At 68.2% G+C, this 11,555-nt stretch carries 10 protein-coding genes; 4 read left to right on the top strand and 6 right to left on the bottom strand.

The window, feature by feature from the left end; all coding sequences use genetic code 11:
* Nucleotides 1-75: 75 nt before the first annotated feature.
* Complete coding sequence (locus Y706_RS0107555; RefSeq protein ID WP_028276122.1) at nucleotides 76-1,371, bottom strand: ABC transporter substrate-binding protein; 1,296 nt, start codon at nucleotides 1,369-1,371, stop codon at nucleotides 76-78.
* A gap of 140 nt (nucleotides 1,372-1,511) precedes the next feature.
* Between Y706_RS0107555 and Y706_RS0107550 the strand changes: the two genes are divergently transcribed.
* On the top strand, nucleotides 1,512-2,276 hold the full coding sequence (locus Y706_RS0107550) for a FadR/GntR family transcriptional regulator (protein WP_028276121.1): 765 nt from the start codon (nucleotides 1,512-1,514) through the stop codon (nucleotides 2,274-2,276).
* An 83-nt stretch (nucleotides 2,277-2,359) separates the two neighbouring features.
* Here Y706_RS0107550 and Y706_RS0107545 read toward each other — a convergent pair whose 3' ends face one another.
* Nucleotides 2,360-3,391 carry an aldo/keto reductase gene (locus Y706_RS0107545; protein WP_028276120.1) on the bottom strand — a complete coding sequence of 344 codons (1,032 nt, stop codon included), beginning with the start codon at nucleotides 3,389-3,391 and terminating at the stop codon, nucleotides 2,360-2,362.
* A 19-nt stretch (nucleotides 3,392-3,410) separates the two neighbouring features.
* Nucleotides 3,411-4,283, bottom strand: a complete 873-nt coding sequence (locus Y706_RS0107540; protein WP_028276119.1) for an NAD-dependent epimerase/dehydratase family protein — start codon at nucleotides 4,281-4,283, stop codon at nucleotides 3,411-3,413.
* 174 nt (nucleotides 4,284-4,457) lie between these two features.
* Here Y706_RS0107540 and Y706_RS0107535 point away from each other — a divergent pair, with 174 nt between their 5' ends.
* Together Y706_RS0107535 and Y706_RS0107530 are read left to right on the top strand one after the other, a co-directional pair.
* Nucleotides 4,458-4,928 (top strand): universal stress protein, encoded by a 471-nt coding sequence (locus Y706_RS0107535; protein WP_028276118.1) that lies wholly within the window; start codon nucleotides 4,458-4,460, stop codon nucleotides 4,926-4,928.
* 10 nt (nucleotides 4,929-4,938) lie between these two features.
* Complete coding sequence (locus Y706_RS0107530) at nucleotides 4,939-5,625, top strand: SRPBCC family protein (RefSeq protein ID WP_253906714.1); 687 nt, start codon at nucleotides 4,939-4,941, stop codon at nucleotides 5,623-5,625.
* 63 nt (nucleotides 5,626-5,688) lie between these two features.
* On the opposite strand, the gene Y706_RS0107525 is transcribed toward Y706_RS0107530, so the two are convergent.
* Together Y706_RS0107525 and mgtA are read right to left on the bottom strand one after the other, a co-directional pair.
* On the bottom strand, nucleotides 5,689-7,053 hold the full coding sequence (locus Y706_RS0107525) for a phosphoribosyltransferase (protein ID WP_028276116.1): 1,365 nt from the start codon (nucleotides 7,051-7,053) through the stop codon (nucleotides 5,689-5,691).
* 118 nt (nucleotides 7,054-7,171) lie between these two features.
* Nucleotides 7,172-9,907 (bottom strand): magnesium-translocating P-type ATPase, encoded by a 2,736-nt coding sequence (gene mgtA, locus Y706_RS0107520; protein ID WP_028276115.1) that lies wholly within the window; start codon nucleotides 9,905-9,907, stop codon nucleotides 7,172-7,174.
* Between the two features lie 243 nt (nucleotides 9,908-10,150).
* On the opposite strand from mgtA, the gene Y706_RS0107515 reads away from it, so the two are divergent.
* Entirely contained in the window at nucleotides 10,151-10,885 is a 735-nt protein-coding gene (locus tag Y706_RS0107515) for a GAF and ANTAR domain-containing protein (protein ID WP_028276114.1), read from the top strand.
* Between the two features lie 25 nt (nucleotides 10,886-10,910).
* Here Y706_RS0107515 and Y706_RS24150 read toward each other — a convergent pair.
* Nucleotides 10,911-11,555: alpha/beta fold hydrolase (locus Y706_RS24150; RefSeq protein WP_043435313.1), on the bottom strand; the 645-nt coding region annotated here is incomplete at its 5' end.

Here is an 11,555-nt window from a genome sequence, read left to right as displayed (position 1 = left end):
GACCGCCGTCCCGCCGGGCTGTTTGGTGCTCAGGCGCAGTGCTCAGGCGCGAAGCCTGGCTGGCGCGCTGGGGCGTTACTTCTTTTCGCTGTCCAGGAACTTCTGGAAGGCGTCGTGCGCCGTGTCGGCTGCGGCGGACGAGTCAGAGCCGGTGATGGTGGCGACGATCGGGCCGCCCACGATTTCGCGGGCCTTGCCTACGGTGACAACCTGGGGACGGTCGTGCCCGACGCCGTTCTTGGCGCTGGCGGAGATGGCCTCGGCGAGGTCCTTCGGGTAGGTAGAGGTGCCGGCCTGGTCAGCCCAGACCGACGCGCGGGGTCCGGGGACTCCGGCCTTCTGCGCCTCGAGGGTGCGTTCCTTGCTGGTGGCCCACTGGATGAACTTCCAGGCGTTGTCCTGGTTGCTGGATGCCTGGTTGATGGCGAGGCCCCAGGACGGGATGTTGTACGGCTTCGAACCGGCGGGGCCGGCGGGCAGTGCGGCGAAGCCGACGGTGTCGGCGACCTTGGACTTGGCCGGGTCGGTGGCGTTCTTGTAGAGCGAGTCGGCCTCCGTGTAGAAGGCGGCCTTGCCCTGGGTGAAGATCGCCATGGCCTCGGGCCAGCTCATGTCGGTGCTGACGTTGGCGGGGCCGTAGTTCTTGATCAGGCCGCCGTAGAACGCGTAGGCCTTCTTCGCGGCGTCGGAGTTGACGGCGGACTTGCCGCTGGCGTCGGTGAAGTCGCCGCCGAAGCTGTACAGGAAGCTGGAGAACTGGGTGACGGCGGCGGACTTGCCGGTGCGGGCCACGAAGCCGGCCGTGCCCGGGGAGGAAGCCTTGATGGCCTTGGCCGCGGCTTCGAGTTCGTCCATGGTCTTGGGAACCTCCAGGCCGGCGGCCTTCAGCAGGTCCTTGCGGTAGTAGAGGACTTCGCGCTCGGTGATGATCGGGACGCCGACCACCTTGCCGTCAGCGGTGGTGGCCTTGACCGGGCCCTCCTGGTAGTCCTTCCAGTCCCACGCGGCGTCCGAGGAGACCTTGGTCGTCAGGTCCGCGAGGTAGCCGTTCTTCGCGAACGCCTTTCCTTCCTGGAGCGGGCGGTACATCATGACGTCGATCTCGTCGCTGCCGGCGTTGAGCTTGACGTTGTACTGGTCCGAGAGCTGGTCTTCGCCCAGCTGGGTCAGTTCGACCTTGAGTCCGCTGGACTTCTCGAATTCCGGAATGGCTGCCTTGATGCCCTCGGTCCAGACGTGGTTGGCGAGGGTGACCCGGACGGTGCCGGAGGTCTTGGCATCGGCGCTGCCGCTGGCCCCGCCGCAGGCAGTCAGGCCCAGGGACAGGACGGCGGCGACGGCCGCGTACTTCGCAATTGAACGTCGCTTCATTACGACTTCCTTTGGTTTTCAGGGCTGGGCGTCTCTGTCCAGCCGGCTGCAAATGCATCTTTACATCTGCTCTGGAAGTGATCTTAGGTAAATAAAGCAGATTTATACAAGGCCTTGTGGGCCGCCAGTATGATTTATTTATGAAAACTCCAAAGGCGGAGCCAACAGCAGACCTGCATGCCGTGCTGCTCCAGAACCTGGGGCTTTCCATCGCCGAAGGGACGCTGGCACCGCACTCGATCCTGCGCCTGGACGAGATCGAGGCCCGGCATAACGTCTCCCGGTCCGTGGTGCGGGAGGCCACCCGCGTGCTGTCCTCCAAGGGGATGCTGGAGTCGCGGCGGCGGCTGGGGACGGTGGTGCAGCCGGAGGAATCGTGGAACGCGTACGACCCGCAGGTAATCCGCTGGCGGCTGGCCTCGTCAAAGCGGCTGGAGCAGCTGCAGGCGCTGAACGAGCTCCGCGGGGCAATCGAACCGGCGGCCGCCCGGCTCGCTGCCGGGAGGGCTTCCTGGGATGCCGGGAGCGACCTCGTCTCGCTGGCCGCACGGCTGTGGGCATCCGGCCAGCGCGGAGACCGGGACGAGTTCCTGCGGCTCGACATCGAATTCCACGCGTCAGTACTCCGGGCCTCCGGCAACGCCATGTTCGCCCAGCTGCATAACCTGGTCACCGAAGTGCTGACCGGGCGCACCCAGCACGGCCTCATGCCGCACTTGCCACACCACGAGGCCCTGCAGCTGCACGTCGATGTGGCCAGCGCCATTCAGCGCGGCGAGGCGGATGCCGCGCACGCCGCCATGAGCAGGATCGTGGAGCAGTCCACGGAGGAAATGGGCGACATCTGGTCCAGCTATCATGCCGGCGGCCCCGCCTCCCCGGAAGGGCAGCACTCCCCCGAATGACAGCGCGGGGTCACTTCCGGCCCATCGCCCCCCCCGGACCGGCGCTAAGTGACCCCGCGTTGCCTTGTTAGCCCGTTGCCCGGTTAGCGGCCGCCCTCGAGCTTCCGGCTGCGCTGTTCCTGGGCCATCGGTCCGTACGGATAGACGCCGACGCGCGGCCGGCTGGCCTCGGTCAGCCGCTCCGTCTCCTCCGCTGTGAGCCGCAGGTCCGCGGCCGCGAGATTGTCCGCCAGTTGCGCGGTGGTGCGGGCGCCCAGGATCACCGAGGTGACCGCCGGCCGGTCCGCCAGCCAGGCCAGCGCCACCTGGGAGGGGCTCACGCCGTGGCGTCCGGCGGTCTGCTCCACCTCGGCAATCACGTCCCAGGTGCGCGGATCGGCGTTGCGGGCCTCCCAGGCCTCCATCCCCCGCTTGGGGTTTTCGCCCAGACGGGTGGCCCCGGCCGGCGGCTGGTCGCGCTTGTATTTGCCGGACAGCCACCCGCCGCCCAGCGGCGACCATGGCAGCAGCCCGATCCCGGCGTCGAGTGCGGCCGGCACAATTTCCGACTCGATCTCACGGACCAGCAGGCTGTACTGCGGCTGCAGCGTCACCGGGGCACTCCAGCCATGGGCCTTCGCCACATGGACGGCCTTGGTCAACTGCCAGCCCAGGAAGTTGGAGAAGCCGTAGTAGGCGATTTTGCCGCTGGTGACGGCGTCGTGCAGGAACCGGAGGGTCTCCTCGAGGGGCGTGACAGGATCCCACGCGTGCAGCTGGTAGAGATCGATCTGTTCTACGCCGAGTCGGCGCAGCGAGTCATCGAGTGCCCGGACCAGGTGCCGTCGGGAGGTTCCGACGTCGTTGGGGGCCTGGCCCATCGGGAAGCGGCCCTTCGTGGCCACCACCGCCCGGTCCCGGACCTCGGCCCGGTCCGCCAGCCACCGGCCGATGATTTCCTCCGACACCCCCGAGCTGTAGACGTCGGCGGTGTCGATGAAGTTGCCGCCCGCCGCGAAGTAGTCATCCAGGATCGCGCGGGATTGCTCCTCGGTGGCCTCGGCGCCAAAAGTCATGGTGCCCAGCGCATAGTTGGAGACGACGGCGCCGCTGTTGCCCAGGGTGCGGTATTGCATGGAGCTCCTAAAGTTGGGGTCAGTCTTCAGTGGGGGTGGTGCGCAGCGGGTGGTAGTTCCGCCAGGTGTGCTCCGGCGCGTAGCCCAGCAGCCGCTTGGCCTTGTCGATCGAGAGCATGGTCTCGTGCTCGGCCAGGTCCTTGACCACTTTGACGTTCGGGAACACCTCGGCGGCCAGGCTTGCGCTGGAGCGGCTCATCACCGTGTCCTCGTTGGCGATGATGAACGCCTCGAACCCAGGCTTGCCGTGCTCCAGGGCTCGGGCCACGGCCTGGGCGCCGTCCCGGCCGTCAATGTAGCCCCAGAGATTCCACTTGCGCGCCCGCGCGTCGCGGTCGAAGGAGGGGAACTCCTCATAGTCTTCCGGGTCCATCACATTGGAGAACCGCAGGCCGGTGATGCTCAGGGCCGGGTCCCAGCGGGTCAGCTGGATGGCCATCTGCTCCTCAAGGTGTTTGACCAGGGAGTACGTGCTTTCCGGCCGGGCGGGATAGTCCTCGTCGACCGGGATGTAGGGAGGGTCGACGTCGAAAGGCAGCCCCAGCACCGTCTCACTGGACGCGTAGACGATTTTCTTGATCCCGGCCCGCCGGGCAGCCTGGAACACGTTGTACGTGGACTGCATGTTGTTCTCGAAGGTGGCGGCATCAGGGGCATGGCCCGGGGCAGGAATCGCGGCCAGGTGCACCACGGCGTCAAAGCCGGCATGGCGGTCCTCCAGGCCGAGGAACACGTCCACCACCTGGCCGTAGTTGCGCAGGTCCACCTCCGTGAAGCCGCGGCCGCGCACACCGGTGCGGTCCAGGTTGGTCACCTCGTGCCCGTCATCGCTGAGCCGCCGCACGACGTTTCGGCCCAGCTTTCCGCTTCCTCCGGTAACAGCAACTTTCATCAGGAACTCCTCGGGTGGCAGGCTCGGCTGGACGTCATGGTCCGGCCAATGGGCCGGCACCTGCTCCGGTGCCGGCAATCACCGTTCCACCCTAAGCGGAGGCGGCCGCGGTGCCCAGCCCCGCGTGACTTTCGGCCCTAGGCAGTCCCGGGGGCAGGGGCAAGGCTGGGGACCATGAACGGTGATCAGCGCATTGTCGTGGGTGTGGACGGTTCGGAGTTTTCGACGACGGCGCTCCGCCTCGCCGGGCGCATGTCCACCGCTCTGAACATCCCGTTGGAAGTCATCACCTGCCTGGGAACTTCTGATTTCTTCCTGGCCTCCCACCTGCCCGAGGACAGAACGCCCACCCTCGATGAGCTGGAGGAGACCGCCGAACGCCTCGTGGACCAGGCACTGGAGCGGGCCTTCGGCGAATCGCGTCCGGAAGGACTTAACCGCTCGGTCAAGTTCGGGGCGCCCGCCAAGGTCCTCGTCGAGGAAAGCCAGCACGCCGAAATGCTCGTGGTGGGCCGGCGCGGCAAGGGCGGCTTCCTCCATCAGGTCATGGGCTCGGTGAGCGCCGCCGTCGCGGCCCACTCCCACTGCCCGGTGGTGGTGGTCGGGCCGGAATCGGACGAGCCCAGGGGCCGGACCAGCGCATGAGGTCCCTCGCGTGAGCGGTCAGCACGTCCCCGGCCGGTTGCGCGGACCGCTCGCGGCGCTGGCCGCGGCATCGGCGGGTGCAGCCTACGTCCTGGCTGTCCGGCCGCGGCTCCTGCGCTGGGGGGCCACCACCCAGGAGGCCGCCGGTCCGCTCGCCGGGGACGAGATCGTGCCCGCCCCGCGCATGCAGAGCACCCGCGCGATCACTATTGCGGCCCCCGTGGCAGAGGTCTGGCCGTGGCTTGTCCAGATGGGCGCCGGGCGGGGCGGCTTCTACTCCTACGACTGGCTCGAACGCGGCGCGGGTCTGGGCATCCGGAGTGCGGACCGGATTCTCCCGGAGCTGCAGCGCCTGAAAGTTGGCGACGTCGTTCCGCTGTCCCCCGACGGCGGCCTTCCGGTCCGGCTCATCCAGTCCGGGGCGGCGCTGGGGCTGGGCGGAACCATCGATCTGCGCACGGGGAGGATGTCGCCGGCAGGGGTCCGTCCCACCGGGCGCCGGCTGGACGTCGGCTGGACGTTCGTGTTGCGACCTGCCGGGCCCCAGGCCACCAGGCTGCTGTCCCGCACCCGCTACGACTTTTCGCCCCTGGCGGAGGGTCTGGCCCTGCGTGCACTGCTGGAACCGGTGCAGTTCCTGATGGAACGGCGGATGCTCCTGGGGATCCGGTCCAGGGCAGAGGGCCGCCGGAGCTAGGGTCCGCGGACTTCGTGGTCCCGGCCTTCCCCGGTTCTGGTCCCCTCAGACGCCCGCGGCCCCTCAGACGCCCGCGGCCCGCGCGCCGGCACCGTTCGGCGGCAGCAGGTAGTCGATAAACCAGTCCCGCGCCAGGATGGCCGCCGCCGCGAGCGTGCCCGGCTCTTCAAACAAGTGCGTTGCCCCCTGCACGACGGCGAGCTGACTGGGACTGCGCATCATCGCCTTCGCCCGGCGGTTCAGTTCCAGGACCTCGTGGTCCAGGCTCCCCACAATCAGGAGCGTGGGCGCCTTGACGGCGGACAACCGCGGCCCGGCGAGGTCGGGGCGGCCGCCGCGGGACACGACCGCCGCGATCCGCGCCGACGGCTCCGACGCCGCCCACAGCGCAGCCCCCGCTCCCGTGCTCGCACCGAAGTACCCCAGAGCGCAGGAGGCCGTGTCCGCCCGGGTGGAAAGCCAGTCCGTGGCCGAGGACAGCCTGCGGGCCAGGAGTTCGATGTCAAAGACGTTGGCGCGGTGGCGCTCCTCCGCCGGCGTCAGCAGGTCCAGCAGCAGCGTGCCGAGACCGGCCTGCTGCAGGACGCCGGCCACGTACCGGTTCCGGGGGCTGTGGCGGCTGCTGCCGCTGCCATGGGCGAACAGCACCACGGCGCTGGCCGGCACCGGAAGGTGCAGCTGGGCCTGGAGCCGCACCCCGCGGGACGGGATCTCCACTTCCTCGTCGACGTCGGCGGCGTTGTCGGCGCGGGTCGCCGTCGAGGTCCAGAAAGGCGGCGGTGCGGCCTGGACGCGTTTGGCCGCAAGATCGAGCAGGCGCAGCACCTCGTCGTCGTCAGTCGGCGAGAAGTCCCGGTAGTGGTATCCGACGGCGGTGAACTGGCGCGGCGTCGCCAGGCAGACCACCTCGTCCGGTTCCGTCAGGTCGGCGAGGGTCTCGGCGGGGGCAACCGGAACGGCCAGGATCACGCGGGCCGCACCCTGTTTGCGGGCGACCCGGCAGGCCACGCGGGCGGTGGAGCCGGTGGCGATCCCGTCGTCGACGATCACCGCGATGCGTCCGGTCAGGTCGTGCCGGGTCCGGCCCTTCCGGAACAGGACCACCCGGTTTTCCAGCACGCCGCGTTCGCGTTCTTCAACAGCCTGGAGTTCCTCACCGCTGACCCGCGCATGGGCCAGGACCTCCTCGTCCAGGACTTTGGCGCCGCCTTCACCGATTGCCCCCATGGCGAGCTCGGGCTGGTAGGGAAGCCCAAGTTTCCGCACCACAATCACGTCCAGGGGAGCATCCAGGGCGGCGGCGACTTCGAAGGCCACGGGCACGCCGCCGCGCGGCAGGCCCAGGACCACAATGTCCTGGCCACGCAATTCCGCCAGACGCCTGCCGAGCTGCCTGCCGGCGTCGACCCTGTCTTCAAAGATGCTCATGGGCTATGGCTTTCAAGTCGAAGCGTGGGCCATCGGCCATCAGTCGTGTGCTGCTGAAACTGGTGCGCTCCTACGGGTTCCCCTAACCCGAACAGGACCAGGTGGCCGCTGCCTCCAACTATCCGCCCGCGCCCGAAACCCTGTGAGGGCCTTTGTGCCCGAGTTTGCGTCGACGGCGCCAGCCCGGCCCACGGTGGACGAGCAGCGGCCTGGCCGCCGGGATGCTGAAGCGGGCGGCCCGGCGGGCAATGCGGTGGGTCTGGCCGCGGTGCCGGAGCGCCGCCGGCCCGCGTGAGACAGGCTGCTGGGCGGCCCGGGAGTAGAACCAGACTTTCGCCATTTCCACCAGCACCAGGTACACCACTGCCATCCCGAGCAAGGCGAGGAAGAACGGCACAGGCAGCGGATCGAAGCCCAGCACGCCGGCCAGGGGCGAGAACGGCAGGTACACCCCGAGGGCCACCACGCCCAGGGAGGCACCGACCAGGCCCAGCGACGGCCTGCTCCGGAAGAAGGGCACGCGCCGGGTCCGGATGACGAAGATGATCAGGGTCTGCGTCACGATGGACTCGATGAACCAGCCGGCCCGGAATTCGCCCGGAACCGCGTCGAAGACGAAAAGCATGAGGGCGAAGGTCGCGAAGTCGAAGATGGAGCTGATGGGGCCAAACAGGAACATGAAACGCCGGATGAAGCCGATGTCCCAGTGCGATGGGGCCACCAGCTGTTCCTTGTCCACCCGGTCGCCCGGAATGGCCAGCTGGCCGGCATCGTAGAGCAGGTTGTTGAGCAGAATCTGGCCCGGCAGCATGGGCAGGAAACTCAACACCACGGAGGCCGTGGCCGCGCTGAACATGTTGCCGAAGTTGCTGGACGTGCCCATGAGAACGTACTTGATGGTGTTGGCGAAGATCCGCCGGCCTTCCATGACGCCCTCGGCCAACACCCCCAGGTCTTTGTCGAGCAGCACGACGTCGGCGGCGTCCTTGGCGACGTCGGTGGCGCTGTCGACCGAGATGCCGATGTCCGCGGCATGCAGTGCAAGGGCGTCGTTGACGCCGTCGCCCATGAACCCGACGGCGCCGCCGCTTAGCCGCAGCAGCCGGATGATCCGCGCCTTCTGTTCCGGCGACACGCGGGCGAAGATGCTCGCCTCCCGTGCGGCGGCGGCCAGCTCCGGATCGGACATGGCCTCCACGGCAGCGCCGCTGAGCGTCCCGCCGGAGAGCACGCCGAGTTCGTCACAGACCTTTTCGGCGACCCTGGCGTTGTCGCCGGTGGCGATCTTGACCGTAATGCCGAGCGCTTCGAGCTGGTCAAGGGAGGCCCGTGCATTGGCTTTGGGCCGGTCCAGGAAGATGAGGAAACCGGCAAGGACCAGATCCTTCTCGTCGGGCGGCGTCAGGTCCTCCAGGCCGCCCGCGGGTCGCGTTCCGACAGCCACCACCCGGGATCCGGCGTCGAACTGCTTGTCCAGCATCGCCTGCACGTCCGCCGGCGTGCCCACGCAGAGCGCCAGGACATCCTCCGGCGAGCCTTTTGTGATGATGCGGGCAGGTCCGTTCGCTTCGCGCACCAGCACGCTGGTCCGGCGGCGCTGGTGGTCGAAGTCTATGACGTCCAGCCGTTCGTAGCGCTCCGGCCGGAAGCCCGCCGTGTCGGGTGATTCCCAGAGTGCGGCATCCAAGGGGTTCAGGCCAACCGTAGAGAGCCTCGCCTCGGCGTATTCGGCCTCTGTCGCCAGCAGGCCGAGCGTGAGCAGCTCAGCGGGCCCGATGCCCGCGCCGACGGGCAGCGCGGCGGTGAAGCTGATCCGGCCATCGGTCAGCGTCCCGGTCTTGTCCGTGACCAGGATGTCCATGTCGCCCAGGTCCTCGATGCAGACCAGGCGCTTCACCAGGACCTTGCGCCGGGCCAGTTGCCGGGTGCCCGTGGCCAGGCTGGTGCTGACCACCGCGGGCAGCAGCTGCGGAGTGATCCCGACCGCGATCGCCAGGGAGAAGAGCAGGGATTCGATCACGGGCCGGTGCAGCAGCAGGTTTGCGACGAAGATGAGCGAGCTCAGTCCGATGGCCACCTGCAGCAGCAGGAAGGAGAAACGTTTGAGGCCCAGCTGGAACTCGGTCTGCGGCTGCCGTTCGCCCAGGCCCAGTGCAATCCGGCCGAATTCCGCCCGGCCTCCGGTGGCGACCACCACCGCAGTGCAGCTGCCGGACTGGAGCACGGTCCCCATGAAGACGCAGCTGGTCAGGTCCGCCAGCGGGGCATCCTGCGGCACGGGCGCAGGATCCTTGGCGACCGGCAGCGATTCCCCGGTCAGGATGCTTTCATCACACAGGAGATCCTTGGCCGTCAGCACCCGCATGTCCGCCGGAATGATCGCGCCGATCCCCAGGTGGACGACGTCGCCGGGCACCAGCGCGGTGACGTCGATTTCGCCCGGACTTCCGTCGCGGACGACGACGGCGCGGTGCGTGACGCGGGAATGCAAGGCCTCCGCAGCGCGTTCGGCCCGGTATTCGTTGCTGAACCCCAGCCCGACGCTGACCAACAGGATCACGCCGATGACGATCGCGTTCGTGGCGTCCCCGAGAAACAGTGAAAGCCCGGCGGTGATGAGCAGGAGGAGCAGGATGGGGCTGGCCAGCTGCCGGCCCAGCACCGACCACCCGCTGGCCGTGTGGGTCCGCACCGCATTCGGCCCTATTTCCGTCAGGCGCCTGCCCGCTTCGGCACCCGTCAGTCCGTTCCCGCCCGAGCCCAGCTCGTCCAACACGGCGGCAACGGGCCGGCCCGCGGCGCGGGCGATCGCCAGCGGGGCGGAGGGTGAGTCCTTGACGTCCAGCTCTGGCATACCGAATCCGTTCGCGACATTTCGCCTAAGGCACAGCTTATGCCCGGGACGAACGGTTCAGGAGCCGTCGGGTCCGGAGCCCGTGTGGAACCTGCGTTTCCCGGATGTATATACTCTCCCGGTACGGTTTTGCAGCGAGCCGTTGGATTGTTCTTCGATCCGGCCGCTGCCGTATCCGCCCCTTGCCGCGGTGGGAAGCACAGCCGGGTCGTCTTGACCTGAGTGAAACGGCACAACAGATAAGTGGTCAGCGAGTCAACCGCAAATTCAATAAACCAGCAGCTGCATGAACTGGTGCTCAGCAGCTCCGACGTCGAGGATTTCCTCTGGGAGCTGGCCCGCGTATCCGCGCGCAGCCTGTCCGAGCCAGGGGACGAGATCCTGTGCGGCATCACGCTCCTTCGGGAAAAGAAGGCGGCCACCGTCGCGAGCAGCAGCCCCGCCGCGCAGGCCATGGACGAAATCCAGTACACCTTCGGTGACGGCCCTTGCATGACGGCTTCCCGGGAACAGGTAACCGTCCACGTTGAGGACCTTGAACTCGATGGCCGTTGGCCGGAGTACGCCGCGGCGGTGCGGGGGCACGGCTTCCGGTCGATCCTGGCGCTGCCGTTCCTGCTGGAAGGCGAGACCCGGGCCGCCCTGAACCTCTATTCGCACCGGCCGGGCCGGTTCGATCACCGCGCCACGGAGCTGGCCCGTGACTTCGTCCACCAGACCTCCATGGCCCTGCGCCTCGCCGTCCGGTTCGCGCACAGCAGCGATACAGCCGCCAACCTCAAGGCCACCCTGGAGACGCGGACCGTGATCGACGTCGCCGTCGGCATCATCATGGCGCAGAACCGCTGCAGCCAGGACGAGGCGTTCGAGCTCCTGAAGTCGGCCTCGAGCGCCCGGAACATCAAGCTCCACGCCGTCGCGGCCGGCGTGGTTGAGTCACTCGGGCAGGGCCCCACCCGGACCCACTTCGACGTCTAACCCCGGCCCCGGGCAGCCAGTGCGGTCAGGCCGGGCTTCCGGGGAGCGGCTTGCCCGCCGCCGCGCCAAGGCCCGTGAACGCCAGAATGCCGTCCCGCACTTCGAGTGCCCGGTTGTGCTGGACGACGTGCCCGGTTCCCTGCACCTCCAGCAGCCGCCCGCGGCTGGCGAGCCCGGCCAGCCGGCGGCACCAGTCTGCATCCGCGATGGGGTCGTTGGCGCCGCGCACCACGAGGACCGGCGCGCTGACGCCGGCGATCTTCTGTTCCATGGGGTACTCCTTCATGACCTGCAGGGTCTTCAAGTACCAGGAGGGACCGCAACGCAGGTAGTCGGTGAAAACCAAGGCGTTCGAGGAGGGGCTCTCGTAGAACAGGCAGTCACGCCCCAGCGCCAGGGCCATCTCTGCCACGGATCCGTGCCTGGGGTCCACCACGGGACCCATCAGCACCACATTCGAGATCTGTTCGGGCTGCTGAAGGGCCGCCTCCAGGGCCATCTGTGTTCCCATCGAGTGCCCCACCAGCACTATTTCCGCAACGCCAAGCTGTTCCATGGCGCCGAGGATGTAACGGGCGTGGTCGGCAATGGACAGCTGGTACGCGGGCTTGGGTGTGGCGCCGAATCCAGGCAGGTCGATGGAGTAGGTCTCCATCGACCCGGCCAGGAG

Source organism: Arthrobacter sp. I3 (assembly GCF_000520575.1).
Lineage (GTDB): Bacteria > Actinomycetota > Actinomycetes > Actinomycetales > Micrococcaceae > Arthrobacter > Arthrobacter humicola_A.
This window is presented reverse-complemented; position numbering and strand designations above follow the sequence as displayed.